General features: G+C 62.1%; 27 protein-coding genes, 1 tRNA gene and 1 pseudogene. 11 read left to right on the forward strand and 18 right to left on the reverse strand.

Features of this window, described 5'->3' with window-relative positions:
• Positions 1 to 91 precede the first annotated feature (91 nt).
• The 4 genes from LPJGGPFB_RS29360 to LPJGGPFB_RS29375 all read right to left on the reverse strand — a co-directional run bounded on the left by LPJGGPFB_RS29360 (position 92) and on the right by LPJGGPFB_RS29375 (position 2,571).
• Positions 92 to 520, reverse strand: coding sequence for a DUF1178 family protein (locus LPJGGPFB_RS29360; protein WP_173423483.1), 429 nt, complete (start codon positions 518 to 520; stop codon positions 92 to 94).
• Positions 517 to 1,374: a carbon-nitrogen hydrolase family protein gene (locus LPJGGPFB_RS29365; protein WP_173423484.1), complete on the reverse strand. Its 858-nt coding sequence runs from the start codon at positions 1,372 to 1,374 to the stop codon at positions 517 to 519. Before LPJGGPFB_RS29365 ends, LPJGGPFB_RS29360 begins: the two co-directional genes overlap by 4 nt.
• A gap of 115 nt (positions 1,375 to 1,489) precedes the next feature.
• Positions 1,490 to 1,747, reverse strand: a complete 258-nt coding sequence (gene grxC, locus LPJGGPFB_RS29370) for a glutaredoxin 3 (protein WP_173423485.1) — start codon at positions 1,745 to 1,747, stop codon at positions 1,490 to 1,492.
• Positions 1,748 to 1,794: 47 nt separating this feature from the next.
• Positions 1,795 to 2,571, reverse strand: coding sequence for a ComF family protein (locus LPJGGPFB_RS29375; protein WP_173423486.1), 777 nt, complete (start codon positions 2,569 to 2,571; stop codon positions 1,795 to 1,797).
• Between the two features lie 173 nt (positions 2,572 to 2,744).
• Here LPJGGPFB_RS29375 and LPJGGPFB_RS29380 point away from each other — a divergent pair, with 173 nt between their 5' ends.
• Positions 2,745 to 3,623, forward strand: coding sequence for a methyltransferase domain-containing protein (locus tag LPJGGPFB_RS29380; protein ID WP_173423795.1), 879 nt, complete (start codon positions 2,745 to 2,747; stop codon positions 3,621 to 3,623).
• 19 nt (positions 3,624 to 3,642) lie between these two features.
• On the opposite strand, the gene LPJGGPFB_RS29385 is transcribed toward LPJGGPFB_RS29380, so the two are convergent.
• From LPJGGPFB_RS29385 to LPJGGPFB_RS29410, 6 genes are all read right to left on the reverse strand, one after another.
• Positions 3,643 to 3,816 (reverse strand): Flp family type IVb pilin, encoded by a 174-nt coding sequence (locus LPJGGPFB_RS29385; protein WP_173423487.1) that lies wholly within the window; start codon positions 3,814 to 3,816, stop codon positions 3,643 to 3,645.
• Positions 3,817 to 3,890: 74 nt separating this feature from the next.
• The gene (locus tag LPJGGPFB_RS29390; RefSeq protein WP_077500981.1) at positions 3,891 to 4,211 is read right to left on the reverse strand and encodes a hypothetical protein; all 321 of its coding nucleotides are present in this window, start codon (positions 4,209 to 4,211) and stop codon (positions 3,891 to 3,893) included.
• A gap of 181 nt (positions 4,212 to 4,392) precedes the next feature.
• Entirely contained in the window at positions 4,393 to 4,806 is a 414-nt protein-coding gene (gene mutT / locus LPJGGPFB_RS29395) for an 8-oxo-dGTP diphosphatase MutT (protein ID WP_173423488.1), read from the reverse strand.
• A gap of 3 nt (positions 4,807 to 4,809) precedes the next feature.
• Positions 4,810 to 5,628: a GNAT family N-acetyltransferase gene (locus tag LPJGGPFB_RS29400; RefSeq protein WP_173423489.1), complete on the reverse strand. Its 819-nt coding sequence runs from the start codon at positions 5,626 to 5,628 to the stop codon at positions 4,810 to 4,812.
• An 89-nt stretch (positions 5,629 to 5,717) separates the two neighbouring features.
• The gene (gene argJ / locus LPJGGPFB_RS29405) at positions 5,718 to 6,959 is read right to left on the reverse strand and encodes a bifunctional glutamate N-acetyltransferase/amino-acid acetyltransferase ArgJ (protein ID WP_173423490.1); all 1,242 of its coding nucleotides are present in this window, start codon (positions 6,957 to 6,959) and stop codon (positions 5,718 to 5,720) included.
• Positions 6,960 to 7,092: 133 nt separating this feature from the next.
• Positions 7,093 to 7,950 carry a peptidylprolyl isomerase gene (locus LPJGGPFB_RS29410; protein ID WP_173423491.1) on the reverse strand — a complete coding sequence of 286 codons (858 nt, stop codon included), beginning with the start codon at positions 7,948 to 7,950 and terminating at the stop codon, positions 7,093 to 7,095.
• Between the two features lie 245 nt (positions 7,951 to 8,195).
• Here LPJGGPFB_RS29410 and secA point away from each other — a divergent pair, with 245 nt between their 5' ends.
• The 3 genes from secA to LPJGGPFB_RS29425 all read left to right on the forward strand — a co-directional run bounded on the left by secA (position 8,196) and on the right by LPJGGPFB_RS29425 (position 13,863).
• On the forward strand, positions 8,196 to 10,910 hold the full coding sequence (gene secA / locus LPJGGPFB_RS29415; protein WP_173423492.1) for a preprotein translocase subunit SecA: 2,715 nt from the start codon (positions 8,196 to 8,198) through the stop codon (positions 10,908 to 10,910).
• A gap of 287 nt (positions 10,911 to 11,197) precedes the next feature.
• The gene (locus LPJGGPFB_RS29420; RefSeq protein ID WP_173423493.1) at positions 11,198 to 12,592 is read left to right on the forward strand and encodes a lipopolysaccharide biosynthesis protein; all 1,395 of its coding nucleotides are present in this window, start codon (positions 11,198 to 11,200) and stop codon (positions 12,590 to 12,592) included.
• Positions 12,589 to 13,863 carry a GNAT family N-acetyltransferase gene (locus tag LPJGGPFB_RS29425; protein WP_173423494.1) on the forward strand — a complete coding sequence of 425 codons (1,275 nt, stop codon included), beginning with the start codon at positions 12,589 to 12,591 and terminating at the stop codon, positions 13,861 to 13,863. Before LPJGGPFB_RS29420 ends, LPJGGPFB_RS29425 begins: the two co-directional genes overlap by 4 nt.
• Before the next feature lie 9 nt (positions 13,864 to 13,872).
• Here LPJGGPFB_RS29425 and LPJGGPFB_RS29430 read toward each other — a convergent pair whose 3' ends face one another.
• The 5 genes from LPJGGPFB_RS29430 to LPJGGPFB_RS29450 form a co-directional block, all read right to left on the reverse strand.
• Positions 13,873 to 15,519, reverse strand: coding sequence for an AMP-binding protein (locus LPJGGPFB_RS29430; protein ID WP_173423495.1), 1,647 nt, complete (start codon positions 15,517 to 15,519; stop codon positions 13,873 to 13,875).
• Between the two features lie 134 nt (positions 15,520 to 15,653).
• Positions 15,654 to 16,241, reverse strand: a complete 588-nt coding sequence (locus tag LPJGGPFB_RS29435) for a TetR/AcrR family transcriptional regulator (protein ID WP_173423496.1) — start codon at positions 16,239 to 16,241, stop codon at positions 15,654 to 15,656.
• A 6-nt stretch (positions 16,242 to 16,247) separates the two neighbouring features.
• Positions 16,248 to 16,556, reverse strand: a complete 309-nt coding sequence (locus tag LPJGGPFB_RS29440; protein ID WP_234903140.1) for a DUF3817 domain-containing protein — start codon at positions 16,554 to 16,556, stop codon at positions 16,248 to 16,250.
• 8 nt (positions 16,557 to 16,564) lie between these two features.
• Positions 16,565 to 17,002 (reverse strand): CopD family protein, encoded by a 438-nt coding sequence (locus LPJGGPFB_RS29445; protein WP_173423497.1) that lies wholly within the window; start codon positions 17,000 to 17,002, stop codon positions 16,565 to 16,567.
• Between the two features lie 699 nt (positions 17,003 to 17,701).
• A tRNA-Leu gene (locus LPJGGPFB_RS29450) sits at positions 17,702 to 17,786 on the reverse strand.
• 219 nt (positions 17,787 to 18,005) lie between these two features.
• Between LPJGGPFB_RS29450 and LPJGGPFB_RS29455 the strand changes: the two genes are divergently transcribed.
• Positions 18,006 to 18,515 carry a disulfide bond formation protein B gene (locus LPJGGPFB_RS29455; protein ID WP_173423498.1) on the forward strand — a complete coding sequence of 170 codons (510 nt, stop codon included), beginning with the start codon at positions 18,006 to 18,008 and terminating at the stop codon, positions 18,513 to 18,515.
• A gap of 116 nt (positions 18,516 to 18,631) precedes the next feature.
• Here the strand turns inward: LPJGGPFB_RS29455 and LPJGGPFB_RS29460 are convergent, their stop codons facing one another.
• Together LPJGGPFB_RS29460 and LPJGGPFB_RS29465 are read right to left on the reverse strand one after the other, a co-directional pair.
• On the reverse strand, positions 18,632 to 19,189 hold the full coding sequence (locus LPJGGPFB_RS29460; protein WP_173423499.1) for an HNH endonuclease: 558 nt from the start codon (positions 19,187 to 19,189) through the stop codon (positions 18,632 to 18,634).
• A 107-nt stretch (positions 19,190 to 19,296) separates the two neighbouring features.
• Complete coding sequence (locus LPJGGPFB_RS29465) at positions 19,297 to 19,944, reverse strand: DNA-3-methyladenine glycosylase family protein (RefSeq protein WP_173423500.1); 648 nt, start codon at positions 19,942 to 19,944, stop codon at positions 19,297 to 19,299.
• Positions 19,945 to 19,998: 54 nt separating this feature from the next.
• On the opposite strand from LPJGGPFB_RS29465, the gene gluQRS reads away from it, so the two are divergent.
• Positions 19,999 to 20,889, forward strand: a complete 891-nt coding sequence (gene gluQRS, locus LPJGGPFB_RS29470) for a tRNA glutamyl-Q(34) synthetase GluQRS (protein ID WP_234903141.1) — start codon at positions 19,999 to 20,001, stop codon at positions 20,887 to 20,889.
• A 6-nt stretch (positions 20,890 to 20,895) separates the two neighbouring features.
• On the opposite strand, the gene LPJGGPFB_RS29475 is transcribed toward gluQRS, so the two are convergent.
• Positions 20,896 to 21,777, reverse strand: a complete 882-nt coding sequence (locus LPJGGPFB_RS29475) for a YihY/virulence factor BrkB family protein (protein ID WP_173423502.1) — start codon at positions 21,775 to 21,777, stop codon at positions 20,896 to 20,898.
• 183 nt (positions 21,778 to 21,960) lie between these two features.
• Here LPJGGPFB_RS29475 and LPJGGPFB_RS29480 point away from each other — a divergent pair, with 183 nt between their 5' ends.
• The 5 genes and pseudogenes from LPJGGPFB_RS29480 to LPJGGPFB_RS29500 all read left to right on the forward strand — a co-directional run.
• Complete coding sequence (locus tag LPJGGPFB_RS29480) at positions 21,961 to 22,794, forward strand: SDR family oxidoreductase (RefSeq protein ID WP_173423503.1); 834 nt, start codon at positions 21,961 to 21,963, stop codon at positions 22,792 to 22,794.
• Between the two features lie 23 nt (positions 22,795 to 22,817).
• Positions 22,818 to 23,021 carry a twin transmembrane helix small protein gene (locus tag LPJGGPFB_RS29485; RefSeq protein ID WP_077500997.1) on the forward strand — a complete coding sequence of 68 codons (204 nt, stop codon included), beginning with the start codon at positions 22,818 to 22,820 and terminating at the stop codon, positions 23,019 to 23,021.
• A gap of 16 nt (positions 23,022 to 23,037) precedes the next feature.
• Complete coding sequence (locus tag LPJGGPFB_RS29490) at positions 23,038 to 23,616, forward strand: cob(I)yrinic acid a,c-diamide adenosyltransferase (RefSeq protein WP_173423504.1); 579 nt, start codon at positions 23,038 to 23,040, stop codon at positions 23,614 to 23,616.
• A 30-nt stretch (positions 23,617 to 23,646) separates the two neighbouring features.
• The gene (locus LPJGGPFB_RS29495; protein WP_173423505.1) at positions 23,647 to 24,441 is read left to right on the forward strand and encodes a rhomboid family intramembrane serine protease; all 795 of its coding nucleotides are present in this window, start codon (positions 23,647 to 23,649) and stop codon (positions 24,439 to 24,441) included.
• A 340-nt stretch (positions 24,442 to 24,781) separates the two neighbouring features.
• Positions 24,782 to 25,013: pseudogene (locus LPJGGPFB_RS29500) on the forward strand (electron transfer flavoprotein subunit beta/FixA family protein); the annotation flags it as partial.

Consider the following 25,013-nt stretch of genomic DNA (forward strand, 5'->3'; position numbering starts at 1 on the left):
GGAACCAACAATCTGTTTTTAAAGAGCGTTTTCGGATTTTATGAAACGACCGGCAAAACGGCTGGCGTGGGGAACGATGCCGCGCCGGCGGTCAGTTGACCTCGTCGGGCAATACCGGCAGCGGCGCGATCGCGATGCCTTCTTCGAGAAGTGCGACGGCCTCTTCCACCGTCGCCTGGCCGATGAGACCGCGTTCGTCCGCCTCGCCATAGTGGATCTTGCGCGCCTCTTCGGGAAAGCGGTCGCCGACATCCTCGGCATTGTCACGCACCGCTTTGACGAGTTCGCGGATCTTGGCGACGGTTTCCTTCTGCGCCTGATCCATGACCAGCGCCCGCGTCGCTTCCTTCTTGCGCGCGGTTGCGACCGAAGGTGCCATCAATTGCTTGGCAACCGATGTGGAATTGCAGGTGGGGCAGGAAACGAGCTTGCGCTCCATCTGGCCATCAAAATCATCACTCGACGAGAACCAGCCCTCGAAAGCGTGGCCCTGATCGCAGGAAAGCGTATAGCGGATCAAGCGGCAACGCCTCCCTTGCCGGTCGGCAGGACCTGATCCAGCGCAAAGCTGCGGGCATTCCTGAGGTTCGGGATCTTGGCGCGGGCCGCATGCACAGCGGCAACATCGATATCGGCCAGCACGATCCCCTCGCCGGCAGCACCGGCCGCGGCCAGCACCTTGCCCCAGGGGTCGACGATCATCGAATGGCCGAAGGTCTCGCGCCCGTCCTCATGCACGCCGCCCTGGGCTGCGGCAATGACGAAGAAGCCGTTCTCGATGGCGCGGGCGCGCAGCAGGATCTCCCAATGCGCTTCGCCGGTCTGGCGGGTAAAGGCCGCCGGCACCGACATCACCTCGGCGCCTGCGACCGCCTGCTGGCGGAACAGTTCCGGGAAGCGGACGTCGTAGCAGATGGCAAAACCGAGCTTTCCGAAATCGAGGTCCGCCAAACGCGCCGTCGCGCCCGGCGTGTAGGCCGCGCTTTCGCGCCAGCTCTCGCCATTGTCGAGATCGACGTCGAACATGTGGATCTTGTCGTAGTCGCAGATCTTGGAGCCATCCGTGCCGAACAGGAACCCGCGATTGGCGATCTTGCCGTCGGCAAGGGCGATGGCGGTCGATCCCACATGCAGATGAATGCCGAGTTCACGCGCAAGTGCCGCCGCTTCGTGCACGATGATGTCGTTGGCCTCGTCCCGCAGCACGGCCCGTAAGCCGGCGCGATCGCGCTGCAGCGATCCGGTCATTTCCGGCGTCTGGACATAGGTCGCGCCATGACCTGCCGCCTCGCGCACCAGCCGTGCCATCGTCTCGGCATTTCTTGCCGGATCGACGCCGGAACACATCTGGATGGCGGCAGCCTTGAAGGTCATGGCAGTCGGGCTCCTGCGAGCATTCCCGGGAAAGTCCGAACCGGCTTTCCATCAGGGAATTCTTGAAGATACGGCAAAGGAGCGTTTCTGTCGCTCCATTCAGGGCGGAGAAGGTCTAGGCGGCCAGCATCTCGTCGAGCTTTCCGGCCCGCTCCAGCGCATGCAGATCGTCGCAACCGCCAACATGGATGTCGTTGATGAAGATCTGCGGGAATGTGGTGCCGCCATGCGATTTCTCGATCATCTTCTGGCGTACCTGCGGATCGTAAGTCGCATCGTGTTCGAGGAACGAGACGCCCTTGGTTTCCAGAAGCTTTTTGGCGGCCGAGCAATAGCCGCAGAACTGACGCGTATAAATAACGATCGAAGCCATGTTTCCTAACCGCTCCTTCACCGGCAACGATGCCGGACTTTCATTTGTCATATAAGACCGGACATGGCTCTTGCAAAGGTTAAAACCGTGACGTGTCCGGCCCCCTCCCGCTTCAGCGCGCGAGCCGCGGCCGAGACGGTGGCGCCAGTCGTATATACATCGTCGACGAGGACGATGCGTTTTCCGATGAGACCTTGCCTGCCGCTTTCGGCAACGGCAAAGGCGCCGCGAACATTGTCCTCGCGTGCCTTGGCGCCAAGCCCGACCTGCTTGGTCGTGCGCCTGATGCGGCGAAGCGTTGACGACAGATAGGGGCGGCCTGACAGCGCTGCCACGGCACGGGCAAGCTCCGCCGCCTGGTTGTATTTGCGCCCCCAGAGCCGGAAGGCATGCAACGGAACCGGGATGATAGCATCGGCGGAAGCGACCGCGCCATCGCTTGCCCGGACCATCCATTCCGCCATCATTGGCGCGAGATCGGTCCGGTCACGATACTTCAATCCATGCACGAGATCACGTGCGATGCCGTCGTGGATGGCAACGGAGCGCAGACGGTCGAAGACCGGCGGATCGGCGATCGCCTCGGGCGATACCGTTCCCTCCCCATGATCATGGGCAAACGGCAGGCCGAGGATTTCGCAATAGGGCCGCTCGATCAGTTGGAGTGTCGACCAGCAGGGCGCACAGACGGCCCGGTGGCGGCCCATCAGCCGGCCACAGCCGCAACAGACGGGAGGATAGACGAGGTCGATGAGATCGTTGCCGACCTGTCGCAGAAGGGCGAGGCCACCCGCCAGTCCAAATTGCCGCTCTTCCCGGTTCATATGGTTGACTTTACCGTCGCGTGGGTTTCTTTGCAGGACGCTGGAAAACGCTGCAGCGCCACGCGCCATTTCGGATGCGCTGATGTCGCCGCAGCACTTTGAATTTCGGCATGATTTCTCTTTTGAATCGGTTCCGATCCGGGGAGGCCATCATGCTGCCGGAGCAGAGTACCGTGGAAATCATCTTTGACCAGAGCCTCGTCGAGGCGCACCGCCGCCGGGCACTCAACAATGCCGACCCGAAAGCAGCCTTCCTCCTCGATATCGTCGCACAGGAACTGGCCGACCGCGTTAGCGTGGTCGAGCGCCAGTTCGACAAGGCGATGGAGCTGCACGGCTACACCGGCGCAACCGCACTCCGACTTCTGGAAACCGGCAAGGTCGGAACGGTCGAGCGGGTGGAAACGGATGCCGGTTTCGGCACCGCTGCCATGCCGGTTGCGATTGCGCCGCTCGAGCGCGTCCCCGCAGAGCCCGAGACGCTCAATCTTCTCGTCTCTCCGCTTTCCCTCCACCTGACCAACGACACGCCCGGCGCCTTCATTCAGGCGCGCCGGGCACTGAAGCCCGATGGGCTGTTCCTGGCGGCGATCCCCGGCAATGGAACGCTGAACGAGTTGCGCGAGGCGTTGCTTGCGGCAGAAGCCGAGCTGACCGGTGGCGCAAGTCCACGCGTCATTCCCTTTGCCGACGTTCGCGACATGGGCGCATTGCTGCAGCGGGCGGGCTTTGCCCTGCCGGTGGCAGACGCGGAAACCTATACGGTGCGTTATGATTCGCTCTTCGCGCTTATCAGGGATTTGCGGGCGATGGGCATGACCAGCCCGCTGGCAGCCCGCAGCCGGACACCCGTTTCCCGACGCTTTTTCCTGAGGGCCGCGGAAATCTACGCGGAACGCTTTTCCGACCCGGACGGTCGCATCCGTGCAACCTTCTCGGTCGTCTATCTCTCAGGCTGGGCGCCGCACGAAAGCCAGCAGAAACCGCTGAAACCGGGTTCTGCGAAACAACGGTTGTCGGAGGCGTTGGGGACAAAGGAGCGACCGGTCTGAAAACCAGATGTTCGGGTCGTCAGTTCCGCGAATCCAGGAACGTCGTTGTCAGCAGATTGAAAAGAGACAGCAGCGCGTCTCGTAGTTGCTCCAGGCCGAGTATCAGGCTGAGGCAAATCAGGCCCGCGATAAGTCCGTACTCAACCGCAGTGGCCGCATTTTTATCGCGAATAAGGCGCTTCAACGTGTTCATAGGTACCCAGCCCGGTTGGAACTCGCCTCCCGACCGGCAGACACGCAAGGAACCAGTCCGACGCGCCGCCCAGATCAGCAGCCACTCTTGCTGCCGTCGGCATCGATGATGCAGACAGCCCCCGGCATTTCCTGCAGCACGCTGCGGCGCACGGTATAGCGCTTGGTGGTGCCGTTCGAGGGAATAGAGCCGGTCGAAATATTGTCGTAGTCCATCGGCGTGTTCGCGAGCATGCGCTTGTCCGCCTTCGAAGACAGCATCGGGGTCAGGATAAGCGTCAGCGCAATCACGGCTGTTCCAAACAGCAGCGACAGATTGAGCACACCCGTCCGGCGGGACTGGCTCGTCACCATGTCCTTCTCCTGAACCGTCCTCCAGAAATCGTCGTCAACCATCCCAGCCTCACAAACGCATAAGGTGCGGCGAACGGGAGCATCCTTCCCAAGCTTCGTCCTGCCACATTGCCCGAAACCGATACGCCGTTCGCTGAACGCCACGTACCGAAACTGAATTGCAGCTATCTTTGCGGGAGGGAGATAAACGATCGATTAATAATCGGCCGGTTTTTGGGTAGGTTCAGAGCAAATCCATCAGAAATGGGATGAGCGGCTCGTCGGCAGGAGGCATAGGATAGTCGCGCAGGGCCTTGGAACGCACCCATTTGATCGCCTGGCCTTCCCGGCCAATCGCCACACCTTCATAGCGACGGCAGACATACAGCGGCATGAGCAGGTGGAAATCGTCATAGGTGTGGCTGGCGAAGGTCAGCGGCGCAAGGCAAGCGACCTTGGTCTGGATGCCGAGCTCTTCATCCAGTTCGCGGATCAGCGTTTCCTCCGGCGTCTCGCCGGGCTCAACCTTGCCACCGGGAAACTCCCACAGGCCGGCCAGCGACTTGCCTTCAGGACGCTGTGCGAGAAGGATCCGGCCATCGGAATCGACCAATGCGCAGGCGGCGACGAGAACGATCTTCTTTCCGGTGGCATCCATTCGTCAGGCCTTCGGCGTACGGTAGAGATAGTTGTAGACGTCCGAAAAGCCCGCACTGCGATAGAGCGCCAGCGCTGCCTCGTTGTCTGCCTCGACCTGCAGCCAGGCCTTCTTGGCGCCGCGCAGGCGGGCCCAGCGCAGCGACACGTCGAGCATGGCCTTGCCCAGCCCCTGCCTGCGGAAATGTTCATCGACCGCAAACAGCATGATACCAGCGAGATCATTGTCCTGGACGACCAGCGACACAGCGGTGGGGCCGCTCTCCACATCCTCGAACAGGAACAGACCGCTTTCCGGCTTGATGGCGTTGATGATCTCGGCAAGTGCCGCCTTGGTCTTGGGGTCGTCCTTGCCGATGCGGATGCGCGCATCGACGAAGCGGCCGACATCCTTGATCGGCAGATGGTCGATACCTTCGCCGAAATCACGCTCGGCAATGTCAGCCATCATCACGGTGCTGTGGGAAAAGGCAGTCCAGCCTTCGCCGTCCATGTGGGCGATCAGTTGCGGCGGCGTCAACGGCGTCTGGCGCACGGTCAGCGGCCGCCCGTAATCGGCAAAGCGTCTGGCGGCCTTTTCCAGCCGAACCGGGATGTCGCGGTAATCCGAGGGATCGAGCGGGTTGACCGAATTGAGGCGCTTGGAATCGTGACCGGCGTTCAGCCGGATCAGCCAGCTGCCGTCATAGTGGACCGACGCTGCCGGCCAGGCGCGAAAACCGACTGCCTCAAGCCGTCGCACGCTCGGAAGATCAACCATCCGCTTGTCCTTGCCTCCAGCCGCGGCATCACCTGTGCCGGGCTGTGTCTCGTTCGATGTCATCTGCTTACCCCCAACCGGCCAAACCCGGATACCGTCAATGCGAGCGCTTTAGGAGCCGCAGGCCCCGACAAGACCGCTTCACGAAGGCATCAGCTTCTGTAGTCGCCGTTGATCTCGACATATTCCTTGGTGAGGTCACAGGTAAAGACCGTCGCGCGCCCGGAACCAAGGCCGATTTCGACGCGGATCGGGATATCCTGCGCCTTCATGACCGCCGTTGCGGCCGCTTCCGAATAGGTCGGATCGCGCTCGCCCTCGACGGCGACGCGCACATCGCCGAACCAGATCGCCAAGCGGTCGCGCTCGGCCATTTCGCCTGATTTGCCGACGGCCATGACGACGCGTCCCCAATTGGCGTCCTCGCCGGCGACCGCCGTCTTGACCAGCGGTGAATTGGCGATCGAAAGCGCGATCCGCTTGGCAGCCGCATCGTTCTCGGCACCTTCCACCGTGACGGCAACCATCTTGCGAGCGCCCTCGCCGTCGCGAACGACCTGGAGTGCCAGATCGCGCAGCAGGTCGTTGAGCGCCGCGCGGAAGGCGTCGAGCTTCGCGTCAGACGCGTCCGTCACCTGCTGCTGGCCGTCGACAGCGGCAGCACCGGTCGCAAACAGCATCAGCGTATCGGACGTCGAGGTGTCGCTGTCGACCGTGACCGAATTGAACGTCGGGCCGACGCCGGCCGAAAGCAGCGCCTGAAGTGCTGCCGGAGCGATGTCCGCGTCGGTGACGACGAAGGAGAGCATGGTCGCCATGTCAGGCGCGATCATGCCGGCACCCTTGGCGATACCGTTGATCGTGACTTTGACGCCACCGATCTCGGCGCTGCGGGTGGCGACCTTCGGATAGGTGTCCGTCGTCATGATCGCCTTGGCGGCCTCGAACCAGAACGCTTCCGTGCCGGCAGCGGCGAGATCGTCGAGCACGCCAGAAAATTTCGTCGCGTCCAACGGTTCACCGATCACGCCGGTCGAAGCCAGGAACACCTCGCTCTCGGCGCAACCGACGGCTTTCGCTGCCGATTTTGCCGTCAGCTCCGTCGCTTCGCGGCCCTTCTTGCCCGTAAAGGCATTCGCGTTGCCGGAATTGACGACCACCGCGCGTGCAACACCGCCGCCCAGGTTCTGGCGGCAGAAATCGACAGGCGCCGACGGGCACTTGGAGCGCGTGAACACGCCGGCAACGGCAGCAGGCTCGTCGAAAACCATCATCAGCACGTCGGTACGGTTCTTGTACTTGATGCCGGCCGCGGCCGTTGCCATGCGAACGCCGCGCAGGGCGGGCATGTCGACAAAGGTTTTTGGAGCAAGCGGAGAGACGGAACCGGACATGGGAAACCTGCCTGAAGAACGTGGGATCAAGGTGAAGTTGCGACAAATGCCCGAACGGCCTTCAGCCGTCGGGCATCGACAAGAAACGTTGATCGACGGGCCCTGCCCTTGGACGGGCCCGTCAGTCGAGAGATTACTTGGCTTCCTGCGCCTTGTTGGCCTCGTCATAGGCCTTCTTCAGAGCCGGATCGGAAATCTCAACACCGGTATCCTTCTTGGCAGCAGCAAGCAGCTCAACGTATTTGTCGCGCATGACAAGCTGACGAACCTGCGGTTCGACCTGCTCCAGCGTCGGCGGAGCCTGCGGGCGCTTGTCTTCTACCAGGATGACGTGGAAGCCGAACTGCGTCTTCACCGGCGTCTTGGTGTAGGCGCCCTTGTCGAGCGTGAACACGACGGCTTCGAATTCAGGAACCATCCGGCCCTTGGTGAAATAGCCGAGGTCGCCGCCGTCGTCCTTGTTCGGGTCGGAAGACTTGGCCTTGGCCAGCTCGACGAAGCTCTTGCCGGCGTCGAGTTCCTTGATGATTTCCTTGGCTTCTTCCTCGGTCTTGACGAGGATATGGCGTGCCTTGACTTCTTCCTGGACCGGAACGGCCGCGATTTCCTTGTCGTAGCGCGCCTTCACCTCTTCCTTGGTGATGGCATCGACGACGTGCTTCTTGAAGAAGGCATTGTGCAGTTCGCGTTCGGTCAGGTAGGCGACACGCTGCTTGAACGTCGCGTCGTCCTGAAGGCCTTCCGCCTCTGCGGTCTTCGACAGAAGCTTGACGTCGATGACGGCCGACAGCGCGGCTGCGCGCTTCTGCTCTTCCGGCATCTGCTGGAGCTGAGGGTCGAGACCGCCAAGGGCGAGATTGAGCTCGGACTGGCGCACTTCTTCGCCACCGACCGTGGCGATGACCGGGTCCGCATCTTCGGCGCGCGCGACACCATGAACGGCGATCGCCGCAACCAGGGCCGCAGCGGCCAGGGTCTTCAACTTCGACATGCTCGTAACCTTTCACCTTTGGCCATCAACGCGATTGCGTCGGCCTCGTGGCGGCTGAACACCACCAGAATGTGGCGGTTCTGTAGCCGTCCGGCCACGCAAGTGCGTTGACATAATTCGACCCCCCTCTTATCTGTCACGCAACCTCGCGTCCAGAACAGTTTCCGGGCGTTTCACGGCATTGCGCGGTTTTGGACAGTGCGGCCAGTGGAACCCAAGGCAACAAAAAAGAAAGGACCATTCATATGGTCAGTCTCGGCGGCCTAGCCCGCAAGTTGTTTGGCTCCTCCAACGATCGCCGCGTGCGTGGCTACAAGGCGAGGGTCGATGCCATCAACGCTCTTGAAGCCGACATGAAGGCTTTGTCGGATGAGGCACTCGCCGCCAAGACCGTGGAATTCCGCAAGGAATTCGCAGACGGCAAGACGCTGGACGACCTCCTGGTGCCGGCTTTCGCGGTTGCCCGGGAAGCCGCCCGCCGCGTGCTTGGCCTGCGCCCCTTCGACGTCCAGCTGATCGGCGGCATGATCCTGCATGAGCGCGCCATCGCCGAAATGAAGACCGGCGAAGGCAAGACGCTCGTCGCGACCCTGCCGGTCTACCTCAACGCGCTCGCCAGCAAGGGCGTGCACGTCGTCACCGTCAACGACTACCTGGCACAGCGCGACGCCGCCACCATGAACCGCATCTACAGCTTCCTCGGGCTGACGACCGGCGTCATCGTTCATGGCCTGACGGATGACCAGCGCAAGGCCGCCTATGGCTGCGACATCACCTACGCGACCAACAACGAGCTCGGCTTCGACTATCTGCGCGACAACATGAAGTACGAGCGTGCGCAGATGGTTCAGCGCGGCCACTTCTTCGCCATCGTCGACGAAGTCGACTCGATCCTCGTCGACGAAGCGCGCACGCCGCTGATCATCTCCGGCCCGCTCGACGATCGCTCGGACCTCTACAACACGATCAACGAGTTCATTCCGATGCTTTCGCCGGAAGACTACGAGATCGACGAAAAGCAACGCTCGGCCAACTTCTCCGAAGAAGGCACCGAGAAGCTCGAAAACCTTCTGAGACAGGCAGACCTGCTCAAGGGTGAATCGCTCTACGACATCGAGAACGTCGCGATCGTCCACCACGTCAACAACGCGCTCAAGGCCCACAAGCTGTTCCAGCGCGACAAGGACTACATCGTACGCAACGGCGAGATCGTCATCATCGACGAATTCACCGGCCGCATGATGCCGGGGCGCCGCTATTCCGAAGGCCAGCACCAGGCGCTCGAAGCCAAGGAAAAGGTGCAGATCCAGCCCGAGAACCAGACGCTCGCCTCGATCACCTTCCAGAACTATTTCCGCATGTATTCCAAGCTCGGCGGCATGACCGGCACGGCTTCCACCGAAGCGGAAGAATTCGGCAACATCTACGGCCTGGAAGTCATCGAGGTCCCGACCAACCTGCCGATCAAGCGTATCGACGAGGACGACGAAGTCTATCGGACGCAGGGCGAAAAGCTGAAAGCCATCATCGACGAGATTAAGTCGGCGCACGAGCGCGGCCAGCCGATGCTGGTCGGCACGACGTCGATCGAAAAGTCCGAACAGCTTGCCGACCTCCTGAAGAAGTCGGGCTTCGACAACTTCCAGGTGCTGAACGCGCGTTACCACGAGCAGGAAGCCTTCATCGTGGCCCAGGCCGGCGTTCCCGGTGCCGTCACGATCGCCACCAACATGGCCGGCCGCGGTACCGACATTCAGCTCGGCGGCAACGTCGACATGCGCATCCAGCAGGAACTCTCGGAAGTCGAGCCCGGCCCTGAGCGCGACCAACGCGAACAGGCGATCCGTGCCGAGGTGCAGCAACTGAAGGAAAGGGCGCTTGCCGCCGGCGGACTTTACGTCCTCGCCACCGAACGTCACGAAAGCCGCCGTATCGACAACCAGCTGCGCGGCCGCTCCGGCCGTCAAGGTGACCCGGGCCGGTCCAAGTTCTACCTGTCGCTCCAGGACGACCTGATGCGCATCTTCGGCTCCGACCGCATGGACGGCATGCTGCAGAAGCTCGGCCTGAAGGAAGGCGAGTCGATCATCCACCCCTGGATCAACAAGGCGCTCGAGCGCGCGCAGAAGAAGGTCGAAGCCCGCAACTTCGATATCCGCAAGAACCTTCTGAAATACGACGACGTGCTCAACGACCAGCGCAAAGTGATCTTCGAGCAGCGCATCGAGCTGATGGATGCCGTCAGCGTCACCGAAACCGTGACCGACATGCGCACCGAAGTCATCGAGGACATCGTATCCAAGCGCATCCCTGAGCGCGCCTATGCCGAGCAGTGGGACGTCGCCGGCCTCAAGGCCGACGTGCAGCAGTACCTCAACCTCGACCTGCCGATCGTCGAATGGGCGGCCGAGGAAGGCATCGACGAGGCCGATATTCTCGAGCGCGTCACGACAGCCACCGAAAAGGCCGTTGCCGACCGTGCCGAGCGTTTCGGACCGGAGATCATGCAGTATGTCGAGCGCTCGGTGATCCTGCAGACACTCGACCATCTCTGGCGCGAACACATCGTCAACCTCGACCACCTGCGTTCGGTCATCGGTTTCCGTGGTTATGCGCAGCGCGATCCGTTGCAGGAATACAAGTCCGAAGCATTCGAGCTGTTTCAGGCGCTGCTCGGCAACCTGCGCCAGGCCGTAACGGCCCAGCTGATGCGCGTCGAACTGGTGCGCGAGGCGGCCGAAGCACCGCAGCCGGTTCCGCCGATGATGGAAGGTCACCATATCGACCCGCTGACCGGCGAAGACGATTTTGGCGGCGGCTCCGGTTCGCTGCTGGCCGTCGCTCCGGAAAACCGCAACCCGGCCGATCCGTCGACCTGGGGCAAGGTCTCGCGCAACGAGGCCTGCCCATGCGGCTCCGGCAAGAAGTACAAGCACTGCCACGGAATTTACGAAGCCTGATCTGAAAATGCCGCCTCCGGGCGGCATTTTTGTTTGCGAGGCGGGAAAGGCGAACACCGCCTCGCCTCCCGATGTCCAGTGGCGGGGCCGAACGATCTGGCGTTGGCCGGTTGCGATCCAAAGAGCGTCTTTTCGGCACCGGACGGGGTCCATCCGCTCGGCTCCCTCCCCAAGGCAAACCCGCCGACTGAACCGTTTGTTAACGCTGATCTGGCACAACCAAACCCTGTATTGCGTAATCTCAGGGTGTTCTCGTGTTCATGGCGGTGTGTCAAACAGCCGGACGAATGCTGCCGTCAGCGCTTCGTCACCGCTTGTCTCCGCTGGGGGGCATGCTGGTCGCCGCCCTGACCGAACCCGACCCCAAAAACACGGCACGGCGCATGGCGCTGGTCGCCTTCGCCATCCGCATCCTCAGCGCCGCAATCGCCTTCCTGTCCCAGATCATTCTCGCGCGCCTGATGGGCGAGTTCGAGTACGGCATCTTCGTCTTCGTCTGGGTGCTCGTGATCCTGTTCGGCAACCTGTCCTGCGTCGGCTTCCATTCGGCTGTGATCCGTTTCCTGCCGGAATACCAGGCAACAGCGGCGCTGGACGAAATTCGCGGCCTGACGACCACCGCGCGCATCTTTGCCCTCGTGTCGGCAAGCACGCTCGCCCTCGTCGGGTTTGCGGGCCTGTGGCTGTTTGCGGAACGGATCGAGGGTTACTACCTCGTGCCGCTTTATCTCGGCCTGTTCATTCTGCCGATGATCGCGCTCGGCGACGTGATGGACGGCACCGCCCGCGCCCATGGTTGGCCGCTTTCAGCCATGAGCCCCACCTTCATCATCCGCCCTCTACTGGTGCTCGCCTTCATGGTGCTGGCAACGACGATGGGCGCGCCGCACACGGCGCGCACTGCCATGGCCGCAGCCATGGCCGCCGTCTATGCGACGACCATCAGCCAGTTCCTCGTACTCACCTGGCGGTTGCGTTCGCGCTACGTCCGAGGACCGCTGCGCATCGAAATGGGACGCTGGCTCACGGTCGCGGTGCCGATCTTCCTGATCGACGGCTTCGGATTCCTGCTGACCAATTCCGACGTTGTCATTGTCGGCTTCTACCTGAAGCCGGACGATGTCGCCGTCTACTTCGCCGCCGCCAAGACGATGGCGCTGGTTCACTTCGTCATGTTCTCCGTCAAGGCGGCAGCAGGTCCGCGGATTGCCGGAGCCATGGCCGCAAAAGACCGCAGGCAATTGGCCGAGATCGCCATCGAAAGCGCCCGCTGGGCGTTCTGGCCGTCACTGGTGCTCGGTGCAGTCGTCCTGGCGGCCGGCCCGATCCTGCTCTCGCTGTTCGGTCCGGCCTTCGTCGGCGGCTGGCCTTTGATGGCCATCCTGTTTGCCGGCATCATGGCCAAGGCCTTCATCGGGCCCGCCGAAATCCTGCTGACGATGGCCGGCCAGCAGACGCTGTGCGTGATCCTGTACGCCGGCGCTCTGGTGGCAAACCTCGCGCTGAACTTGAGCCTCATTCCTCTTTTCGGATTGATTGGTGCTGCATTTGCAACCGCCGGTGCTATGTTCGTCGAGGCAATGCTGCTTCATTTCGCCGTAAGGCGCACCTTCGGCTTCGCGCTGTTCGCTTTCGCAAGCGGGCGTTCGAACCATGACAACAACGGGGCGATCCATCCATGATCGGCAATACCAATCTTCCCGGTGACGCAGACGACAGAGCTGCCCGCATCCTTGGCGGGCTGGCACCGATGGGCCATTCCCATCCCCAGGCGGAGCACATGCTTGCGGTCGGACGCCCCGGACGGCATCTCGCTATCTACCCGGCCAAGGCCGGCTATGAATTGCAGGGCGAACTCGACTTCCTGTCGAACCGGGCGCTTGAGCCGAACGTCTTCTTCACCGGCCGTTTCCTGGCGCCGGCGATGCCCAGGCTCGAGGAACGCGTGATCCGGCTCGCCATCATCAGGGACAACAACGAGCGCCGCAGCCGCATGCGCTTCCTGATGCCATTTTCGATCGAGAAGCCCGGCTTTTCGATCGGCGCACCGATTATCCGCGCCTGGTCCAATCCCTTCGGCCCGCTTGGCGTGCCGCTGCTCGATGCCGAGGATGCGGCCGAAACAATCGACAACCTGCTTGAAGCCCTGACCAATCCGTCGGCAAGCCTCCCCCCGGTTCTGGTTCTGCCGGATGTGCGCCTCAAGGGCAAGTTCGCGCAACTGGCGCGTGCTGTCGCCATCGGCCGAAACCTGCCGCTGACAGTGACTGACACGTTCAGCCGGCCGATGCTCGAAAGCCTGCTCGATGGCCCGACCTATCTGAAAAAGGCGATCAGCCCGGCGCATTTCCGCGAATTGCGGCGCCAATGGAACCAGCTGGAAAAGCGCGGGAAACTCGCCTATTCCGTCGCGCGCCAGCCGAGCGAGATCCGCATTCGCATGGAAGAGTTCCTTGCGCTGGAAGCGTCCGGCTGGAAGGGCCGCGAACGCAGCGCCATGGTGCTCGACCGCTTCCGCGCGGCCTTCGCGCGCGAGGCAATCACCAACCTCGCCGAAGCCGACAGCGTTCGTATCCACACACTCGACCTCGACGGAAAGGCCATTGCCTCCATGGTCGTTTTCCTGATGTCGGGCGAAGCCTATACGTGGAAGACGGCCTACAATGAGCAATATGCGAAGTTCTCGCCGGGCAAGCTGCTTTTGGCGGAACTGACCGAATGGCACCTCGACGACGCCAACATCGCCCGTTCGGATTCCTGCGCCGTTCCCGACCACCCGATCATGAGCCGGTTCTGGCAACAGCGGGAAGAAATGGGCACGCTCGTCATCGGCCTGCAGCAGACCCGCGACCGCGACGTTCGCCAGGTCGCAGCACAGTTGCACCTCTACCGCAACACCCGCAACATGGCGCGGATGCTGCGGGAAAAGATCAAGGCGCTCGCCGGCCGTTGACCGGCGTCCTCAGATGGGCGCGTGCGGCGGCTCCGCCGCCGCCTGCTCGCGCAGGAACCGCCTGATAACCTTGCCCGATGTCGTCAGCGGCAGGCTGTCGACGAACGCGATCTCCCGCGGATATTCATGCATCGACAGACGCGTCTTCACCCAGTCGCGGATCGATTGTGCGGTTTCTTCGTCGCCAGCCACGCCGGGCCTCAGGACGACATAGGCCTTGACGATTTCCGTGCGCAACGCGTCCGGCTTTCCGACGGCCGCGGCAAGCTGGACGTCCGGATGTCCGGCAAGGCAGTCCTCAATCTCTCCAGGACCGATGCGGTAGCCTGATGAGGTGATCACGTCGTCATCGCGCCCGAAGAAAGTGAAGTAGCCCTCGCCATCCATCACGCCCTGGTCGCCGGTCGTCATCCAGTCGCCGATAAACTTTGCGTCCGTCGCCCTCTCGTTCTTCCAGTACCCGAGAAACATCACGGGATCTGGTCTGCGGATCGCCACCTGGCCGATAGTTCCGGCCGGCAATTCCTGGCCGTCACCGTCGATGATCGCCACCCGGTGGCCTGGAACCGCCTTGCCCATCGAGCCCGGCTTGACCACGCTGAGATCGGCGGCCGACGAAATGACGATGTTGCACTCCGTCTGGCCGTAGAACTCGCTGACCTCGAGGCCGAGGGCTGCCTTGGCCCATTCGAAGGTTTCCCGCCCGAGCGCCTCGCCGGCAGAACCGATGGTTCTGAGATTGAGACGGTACCGCTCGCGCGGCCTGTCGATCGCCTTCATCAGCCGCAGCGCCGTCGGCGGAATGAAGGCATTGCGCACGTCCATCTCTTCCAGAATCCGGAAGGCGGTATGCGGGTCGAATTTTTGCGCCGGCGACGAAACCACGGGAACGCCGAGCAGCAACGAGGGCAGGAGCGCGTTCAGCAAGCCGCCAGCCCAGGCCCAGTCGGCGGGCGTCCACATCCGGTCATCAGGCTGCGGCAGGAAATGGTGGTGAAACTGGAACCCCGGAAGATGGCCGAGCAGCACCCGATGGCCATGCAGCGCGCCCTTGGGCGGCCCTGTCGTTCCCGAAGTGTAGATCATCAGTGCTGCATCGTCGGGCCTGGTGTCGGCGGCGACGAAGCCGTCGGCGCCCCCTGAGGCAAGCTCAGTGAAGTCGAGCGTCCCTGGCCTGGGCTCGGCGCCGCTCAACACGACCAGCCGCAGCCCCGGCAGCCGCCCGCGGATGGCGGCGACGCGCTCGTGGCCGAAGGCATTGGTGACGATCGCAGCGGCACCGGCGTCGTGCAGACGGTATTCCAGCGCCTCGACCCCGAACAAAAGGGCGAGCGGCAGGGCAATCGCACCGAGCTTGTAAATGGCGGCATGCGCAATGGCGGCCTCGAACCCCTGCGGCAGCAGGATCGCCACGCGGTCCCCCGGCTTGATCCCCTGGCGCTCAAGCCCGCGCGCGAAGGCGGAGGATTGCCGCGAGAAAGCGCCGTAGGTCAGTGTGCGATGATCGCCGTCCGGGCTGAAATGCTGAAGACAGATGCGCTCCGGCTCACGCGCGGCCCAGGCATCGCTGACGGCGACACCGATGTTGAACTTCTTGGGGATCTGCCACTCAAACGCGCGGTAGAGTTCGTCGTAATTTTCGATTGTCGGTAACATGGCCCCGCCGCGACAGACTTCTGCTGCACTGCACCTAACATCTTCGTCGGCCTCAGTTCAATCGCCAGCGCGACGCGGGCTATCCACCGACAGGCACGAGCTTCCTCTTTCGTCGCCTCCACGCATTCCTCACGTCAGCGCGGCGGCTCTTCGGCGAGAAGCGTTCTGACGTGACCGAGAATACGCCTGAAACCATCGACCCCGCCCCCACCCCGGGAGATTACCACCGCACCTTGCCATGCAGCCGTCACGATCGCTGCTCGCGACGCCGCCTGCGCCGGCGACCAACCCACTTCGACGAGATTGCGCGCCAGCAATCTTTCGATATCACCAAGCAACGCCGCCGCCAGTTCGCGCATCGCCACGGTTGTCGCAACGGGATCGACCATCGTCTGCCCCACCGGGCAACCGATGATTTCCCCTTGCGCTGCGTAGAACGTCTCGATGCGGAAAAACACCCGCTCGATCCGCTGCAATGGCATCAGTTCAGGCGCTTCGAAGATCGGCAGCGTCTCCTTTCGGAAATGCGCTACCGCCTGCTCGAACAGCGCCTCGAACAACGCGGCCTTGCTCGGAAAATGGTGAGTGATCTTGCCGAGCGAGATCCCGAGCGCGGCGGTGATCTCGGAAAAGGAGGAGGCGGCATAACCACGAACGAAAATCAGCCGCCCAGCGGCATCGAGGATTTCTTCGCGCGTTTTCAGCCCCTTGTCGTAGCCCATGATGCCCTAGCTCGCAGAAGCGATCGATCGACGGAAGAACCAGAAGGTGCCGCCCGGCACGAAGCTGAACAGCATCGCCTTGAAGGCCCAACCGCGCGGCTGATCTCCTAAGGACAGTTCGTTGATGACGGCCCAGATATAGGTGAGGAAGGCAAGGCCATGCAAAGGCCCCAGGAAGCGCGTCACCTCGCCGTAGCCGAGGCCATGCTTCAGCGGCACGCCGACGAAGACGAGGAGCAGCAAAGTCGTGCCCTCTGCGATCGCTGCGATACGCAGCAGACGGGAGACTTTTTGATTGGTTTTATGTTCGGGCATAGCCATACCTACTTGATGACGGCGAGGGAAACGATGGTGACGGTCAGCGCCTGCCCCGCAAATTGCAGCACACGGATGCGGGTGGCGGGGACGATGCCGTGGCGCAGCGAGGCGACGGTTGCCGCGATGGCGCCGTGCAGACCAGTCATCGCGAAGACGCCGGCAAGCTTGAGCTGGAACCAGAGCTCGCCGAGCGTTTCCGGCCCACGCAGAAAGAACAGCGTCGCGCCTAAGAGAAGCGTCGCAAGCATCGCCGGATTGACGACCAGACGCAGGCAGCGTTGCTCCACCGCACTCAACAGGTCAGCATTGTCCTGCTGCGCCAGCACCTGCCGATGGCTGCCAAGCAGAACGACCAGCAGACATTGCCCACCGAGCCAGACGACCACCGAGACGACATGCGCCGCCTTGACCCAGAGATAATAGGGAAAAATCAGATCGAGCATGACCACCCAAAAACAGAATGATCTTTCTGTTTTATCGAAATTGAAGCGGAAGTCACTGCGACAAATCGGCAGTGGCCTGTGCAACACGGAGGATGAATTGCCTAGAGGCAGAAAAGCACGTCTACCGTGCCCTTGAGACGGAATGCAGCCAAATCAGTGACAACGCCGCGTTGCCTGCTCATCCAACTCGCTTTTTAGTCCATGTTGCGTATAGCTAGGGCGAGCCAATGCGCGTTGGGAGGCTTCTGTGGTCTTGGCGATGATCGCTATTCACTATCTACCCTTGCTGATAGCGTTCTTCTGGTGGTCGACGCGAACGGTTCAATTGAACTGGCGCAGTCTCTCGGCTGACGTCCTTAGTATCCCCAGCGTACTGCTCGTTTTGCTAGGCATCCCAAACATGTCTCAAGCTGTCGCCCACTGGTTCTTTGTCTTCAGTGCGGTCACGCTCGGCGCACTTCCGCTCGCCACAATAGGAGCTCACGTCCTTGCTGGCCGGCTCCTGGGGTTAGCCGCCCGCAAGGGTTGGCGTGTACTGAGCAGGGCAAAATGACGTGCCCCGAATATCACCGTTGTCTCTTGGCCCTGATGACAGATGAAGAGTTGATAGAAATCTTCCCTTGAATAGGAACAGAACGGTATTAAACCGTCGAAAAACAGCGAAAAATCTCAATAAAAACAGCGCTGGTTTTTTAAGAGTGGTGCCCCATGCCGGGGTCGAACCAGCACTCCTTTCGGAACTCGATTTTGAGTCGAGCGCGTCTACCAATTCCGCCAATGGGGCTCAGGGATGTAAGATATCAGCGGCGTGGATTTACACGAAGGTTTTTGCTGCGGTCAACCATCATTTTCAACTTGCTCCGCAACAATCACGAAAGCGTGCAGAGACGACGCAGGCGAGACGATTTACAGCGCGCGCCGTCGCACCTAAGAAGGCCATCATTCAGTTGCAATGCAGCATATGCCGGACACCAATCCCGATGCTTTCCCGCGTGAGGTACGCATGATCGACGCTTCCACCGCTTCCCGCCATCACCTCGTCATCGCCGTTCTCCTGACGCTCGGCATGGCGGCGACCGTTGGCGGCGCGCTCGGTTTCGAGCATATCGGCGGCTATATCCCCTGCGCGCTTTGCCTCTTGCAGCGCGACCCCTATTACTACGGCATCCCGCTCGGCATTCTGGCCGTTATCACCAGCGCCTTGAAGCTGCCGGCCTGGACGACGCGCACGCTGCTTCTGGCGATCGGCATCCTGATGCTCGTGGGTGCCGGCATGGGCGTATACCACTCGGGCGCTGAATGGGGCTTCTGGGAAGGGCCGTCGACCTGCGCGACAACGGCGCAGGGCGTATCGTCCAATGTCGGCGATCTCTTAGGTGACCTCGATTCCAAGCATGGTCCCTCTTGCACGGAAGCAGCGCTTCGGGTGCTCGGCCTCTCCTTTGCCGGCTGGAACGTCATTGCCAGCCTGATCTTTGCAGCGATCGCCCTGCGCGGCGCTGCCAAGGCCTGATTGAGACGTAAAATCACCTTTCGCCTGAAGAGACGGCCGCGTGAAGAGGTTCACGCGGCGTGGCTTTGCCCCGGCGTTCGAGGCGCTGTCGCCGACAATCCGATAGCCGAAATACCTCAGGGCTGCAGTTCGACATCCCAGTAGAGATAGTCCATCCAGCTTTCATGCAGGTGGTTCGGCGGGAATAGCCGCCCGTTGTTGTGCAGGTCCTGCACCGTCGGCTGGTAGGGCTTCTGGTGCGGGACCATGCCTGCCTGCTTCGGCAACTTGCTGCCCTTGCGCAGATTGCAGGGCGAGCAGGCCGCAACGACGTTGTCCCAGGTCGTCTGACCGCCATGGGCGCGCGGCACTACGTGGTCGAAGGTCAGGTCGTCGGGCGTGCCGCAATACTGGCATTCGAACTTGTCGCGCAGGAAGACGTTGAACCGGGTGAACGCCGGATGACGCGACGGCTGCACGTAGCTCTTGAGGCAAACCACGCTCGGCAACCGCATAGAGAAGCTGGGCGAGGAGACCGAGTGCTCGTACTCCGCAAGGATAATCACACGGTCAAGGAAGACCGCCTTGATCGCGTCCTGCCAGGACCAGAGCGACAAGGGGTAATAACTCAGCGGCCGATAGTCAGCGTTCAAGACGAGCGCCGGTAAGGCCTGCGGTGAGACTGCAATCGTCAAGCGTATTCTCCTGATCGATTCGGCATCTGCACCTTCTATATTAGGCCCGTTGCAACAGGATTGTGAAGCAGGAAAGAAAAAAGCGAACCTTGGATTCGCTTTTTCCTTCAAGGTGTCACAGGAACGGCATCCCGGCGCATTTCCTGCGCGTAATAGGCCCAGAACAGACGCGCCGCGACGCTGCGCCACGGCGCCCAGTGCGCGGCCAGCGAATCAATCTCGCGGGCGGTCGGGCGAAGCTCGAGGCCGAGCCCATGGCCGATGGCGTTCTGCAGCGCGACGTCGCCGGATGGAAAGACATCCGGATGTCCGGCGCAAAACAAGAGATAGACCTCCGCAGTCCAGCGCCCGACGCCTTTGATCATCGTCAGCTCGCGGATCGCGTCCAGCGCTTCGACATTGCAGATCGCGTCGAGGTCGATATCGCCGGCAACGACCGCCTGCGCCACCCGCCGCAGCGTATCGGCCTTGGCGCGGGAAAGCCCGATCGCACGGCAATCCTCGTCGCTGAGCGAGAGCGCGGCAGGCGCGGTAATCTCGCCGAGCGAGCCTTCCATGCGTTTCCAGATCGCCGCAGCACTCGCCTTCGAGACCATCTGCGACACGATGATACTGGCAAGCCCGCGATAGCCGGGATCCGTTCGCCTGAGCGGCACCGGACCGGCCCTGGCCACGACATGTTCGAGACGGGCGTCGAGCATCACCAGGCCGGCAAGACCCGCCTCGATGTCCTCATGTGTCCGGATGATCCGCATGGCGCCTCCAAAAAGCGGATGATTTTTATACCGCTTCCATGTCAAAGGGAAACGATGGCAGACACGTCATCCGCACAACCCGTTTTCCGTTTTGCACCGAGCCCGAACGGACTTTTGCATCTGGGCCACGCGCTGTCGGCGATGCTCAACCACGATATGGCGCAAGCGTCGAACGGGCGGTTCCTGTTGCGCATCGAGGATATCGACCGGACGCGCTGCCGCCCCGAGTTCGAAACGGCAATCGTCGACGACCTCGCATGGCTCGGACTTGAATGGGAACAGCCGGCGCGTCGACAATCGGATCACCTCGACGTCTACGCATCCGCCTTGAAACGGCTTGATGATATGGGCCTCGCCTACCCCTCCGCGATGTCCCGCGGCGAGATCAAGGCGGCGGTTGCCGATGCCGAAACGCGGGGCCGTGCCTGGCGGCGCGATCCGGATGGCGCACCACTCTATCCCGGACGCGAGCGCGATCTGGGGCGCGACGCGCGCAACGCCATTCTGGCCGGCGACAAACCCCATGCCTGGCGGCTGGACATGCAAAGGGCCGTGCTTGCGGCCGGCGCAACGCCCCTGACCTGGCAGGAGACCGGCCACGGCCCGGAGGGAGAGACGGGCCTCATAGCGGCCGATCCGGCGGCCTGGGGCGATGTCATCCTGTCGCGCTCTGATGCGCCGTCAAGCTATCATCTGTCCGTCGTCGTCGACGACGCGCTGCAAGGCATTACCCATGTGGTGCGTGGCCGCGACCTCTATCATGCAACTGCGGTGCATCGCCTGTTGCAGCGGCTCCTCGACCTGCCGGAGCCGGTCTACCATCATCACCGCCTTTTGCTCGGCGCGGACGGCCGGAAACTCTCCAAGAGCAATCGCGACACTGGCATCTCCGCCTTCCGCGAGGCTGGCCGCACGCCGGCGGACATCAGGGCATTGATCCTCTAGGCGAACCTAATCCCCGGTCGCGCGCTGTCCCTGGAAGCTGCGCCGCACCATGCGCTTGACCCGGTACTTCAGGATGGCCGCGTTGATCTCGGCGCCGATGATGAAGATCGCCGCGACCATATAGAGGAACACCAAGACGATCATGATCGAGGCAAGGCCGGCATAGGTCGAGACATAGGTCGCAAAGGTCGAAAGATAGTAGGCGAAGGTATAGCCCCCGATCGTCCAGCAGAGCAGCGTCAGGAAGATGCCGGGCAACACGTCGATCACCTTGCGATGCCCGTCCGGCAGCCACAGATGCGACATGAAGAGCCCGCCCGTGACCACGACCAGAGCCAGCGGCAGGCTCCAGTTGTCGACGGTCGCCAACACCCCGTCAAGCCAGGGCAGCCATTCGCCGGCGTAGCGAAGTGCTAGCGGCACAGCGACGAGCAGGATGCTGAGCGCTGCCAGGATCAGTACCCCTGCAATCACGAAGCCGAGGCTCGCCAGGCGCGTCACATACCAGTAGCGGCTTTCCGTCACCCTATAGGCGCGGTTGAGCGACACCCGCAGCGCCTCGACGCCATTCGAGGCGAAATAGGCGGCCGCGAGCACCGAAACGGTCAACAGGCCCCCACGCGGAATGGTCAGAACCTGGACGATCTCGTTGGCGATCGGGGTGGCGATCGATTCCGGCCAGGCGTCGAAAATGAGATGAACGGCGGTCTCGGCAAACTGATCGGCCCCGAGGAAACTGCCGAGTGCCGTTCCGAAAATCAGGAATGGGAAGACGGCAAGCAGCGAGGAGAGCGCCACATGGCTCGCCATGGCCCAGCCGTCGTCCAGACTGAAGTGCCATAGCGCATCGAACACGACTTTCCAGGTGATGCGTATAAACGATGGCATTTCCACTCCGGCCGAGTGGCACCAGGGTCACCTGCATTCGCATGCGGGGCCTCCGATGCCGTTCCATGGCTTTGGCGCTCGGCCAACCGCGACAACGTACACGGGTTCGGGCTCGCGCAATTCAATTGTATCCCGCCGATGAATATGGGAAACGGGGGCAGGATTTCTACAGGAATCGACAGGATGTCCGATCGCCCCACAATCATTGTCACCGGATGTTCATCCGGGATCGGCGCCCATTGCGCCCGTGCGCTCAAGGCCGACGGCTGGCGGGTGTTCGCCACCGTCCGCCGCGAAGACGACCGCAGCGCTCTAGAAAACGAGGGCATCGAAACCTTCCTGATGGACTATACCCAGCCGGAAACGATCGCTGCCTTGGTCGAAGCCGTGATGGCGCGTTCGGGCGGCCGCATCGATGCTTTGTTCAACAACGGCGCCTATGGCCAGGCCGGTGCCGTCGAGGATCTGCCGACCGAGGCCTTGCGGCTGCAGCTCGAAACCAACGTCATTGGCTGGCACGACCTGACGCGCCGGGTGATCCCCGCCATGCGCGCCCGCGGAAGCGGCCGCATCGTGCAATGCTCCTCCATTCTCGGCATCGTGCCCTATCGCTGGCGCGGCGCCTACAACGCCTCGAAGTTCGCGATCGAGGGGCTGTCGCTGACGCTGAAGATGGAGCTCGCAGGCAGCGGCATCGAGGTCAGCCTGATCGAACCGGGACCGATCGCCTCCAGGTTTACCGCCAATGCCGTGACCTATATCGAGCGCTTCATCGACCTGAAGACATCAGTGCACCGGGTCGAATACGAACGGCAGTTGCGACGGCTGAAAGGCGAAAGCAAGCCGGCCGCCGGCAAGCTCGGCCCGGAGGCGGTCTATGCCGTGCTCAAGCATGCGCTGACGGCAAAAAGACCCAAGCCGCACTATATTGTAACAAGGCCCGCCAGGCAGGGTGCGCTCCTGAAGAAGCTCCTGCCGGCAGCATTGTTTTACCGCATAATCGGCCGCCTAGGCTGATCGTAAACGCAAGGAAGCATTCGATGTCCAGTTTCTTCACCGGCCTGACCCTGCTCGTCATGGGCCTGGTCGTCATCGTCCTGATCCGTGGCCTCGTGAACATGGCCAAGGGCGGCAGCGGCAACACCTCCAACAAGCTGATGCAGGCGCGCGTCCTGTTGCAGGCAGTCGCCATCGCCCTGATCATGCTGACGCTGTGGCTGACCGGCGGCGGCCGCCCGTCTTAAGGAACCTGACGACACCATGGTCAAGCTCAACAAGATTTACACCCGGACGGGCGACAACGGCACCACCGGGCTCGTCGCCGGCCCGCGCCGCCTGAAGAGCGACCTCAGGGTCGATGCCTATGGCGCTGTCGACGAGACCAATGCCTTTGTCGGCGCTGCCCGGCAATACACCGCCCACGTGCCCGCTCTCGATGCCACCTTGATGCGGATCCAGAACGATCTCTTCGACCTCGGCGCGGATCTCGCCACGCCCGATACCGGCGAGAAGCCGGAATATGAACCGCTTCGCATCGTCGCAAGCCAGGTCGACTGGCTCGAATCGGAAATCGACCGGCTGAACGCCGACCTTGAACCGCTGCGCTCCTTCGTGTTGCCGGCCGGCAGCGCCGCATCGGCCGCACTCCATGTAGCGCGCACCGTTGCCCGCCGCGCCGAGCGGCAGATGGTGGCGCTGGCGCAGATCGAGACAGAAATCGTCAGCCGTGAGGCAATCGCCTATATCAACCGGCTGTCGGATTTCCTGTTCGTGGCCGCCCGCTGGACCAACGACAAGGGGCAAGCCGACGTCCTATGGATTCCCGGAAAAAACCGATAACGTCCAGGGAAACACGCTTCGGGAGACCGCATGTTCATACCGCTTCACGATAAGAACACCCTGAAGTACATCAAGGTTCAGTATGTGACGATCAGCCTGATCGTCATCAACATCGCCGTCTGGCTGATAACCGGCCCGATCGCCACCGAAGAGTTCGCCAATGCGACGCTCCTGGGTTTCGGCTACATACCGGCACTCGTCTTCGACTATGCCCAACTCGACCCGTCGCTGATCATCGTGCCCGATGGCTTTACCTTCATCACCTACTCCTTCCTGCATGGCGACTTCATGCATCTGGCGATGAACATGCTGTTCCTCTGGGTGTTCGGTGACAATGTCGAGGATGCGCTCGGGCACTTTCGCTTTCTGGTGTTCTATTTCGCCTGTGCCGCTGCCGGAGCCCTGGCGCATGGCCTGCTCGACCCGGCATCCGAAGCGCCGCTGATCGGCGCCTCGGGCGCGATCTCCGGCGTGGTCGCCGCCTATTTCCTGCTGCATCCGAAGGTGCGCGTCTGGGTTCTGGTGTTTTTCCGCATTCCCTTGCCCCTGCCGGCGGCCATTCCACTCGCCTTCTGGATCGGCCAGCAATTCTTCATGCTGGTGGTCGATCCGGGTAGTGGCGTCTCCTGGAGCGCCCATGTCGGCGGCATCGTCGCCGGGCTCGCGTTGGTGGTCGTTTTGCGACGCCGCGGCGTGCCGCTGTTCGACCGCACGATCGTCACGCCGCGCGCCGTCGAACACAAGGTTGAGTCCGTCGTCGTCCTGCCACAACCCCTGCCCGAAACGCGCAAACCGCCGACGCCGTGGGGTCGCCCAACGGCCTGAAATCGTCAGCCGGACACCGCGCGCACCGCAGTTTTCCTATTATTTCAAAGGGTTGATTGTCGTTTCCTGACCGGAGAAAAACACCGTTGCCGCATCTGCGAAGAGGTCTTGTCAGGCTACCTTCTTACGTGTACGTAAACGTTATTCCAATTCTCGGGGTTATATCGATTTAGCGCCAAGCACAGTGATTGTAATTGGAGAAAAAACGCGTATCGATGTCGCCAACCGACAATCAGGCGGCTCCGTTAAGGCGCATTTTCCTGCGAAAGCTCTTGGAGGGAAGAATCCATGAAAATACTTGTGACGGTTAAGCGGGTGGTTGACTACAACGTCAAGATCCGTCGGCAAGCAGGCGATCGACGACGATTCGAACCAGACCGGCCAGATGCTGTCGGCGCTGCTCGGCTGGGCGCAAGGCACCTTCGCCTCCAAGGTCGAGATCGGTGACGGCAAGGCGACCGTGACGCGCGAAGTCGATGGCGGCCTGCAGACGATCGACATCAAGCTGCCGGCGGTCGTCACCACCGACCTGCGCCTCAACGAGCCGCGTTATGCCTCGCTGCCCAACATCA

This window comes from Ensifer adhaerens (assembly GCF_013283195.1).
Classification (GTDB): Bacteria; Pseudomonadota; Alphaproteobacteria; order Rhizobiales; family Rhizobiaceae; genus Ensifer; species Ensifer adhaerens_G.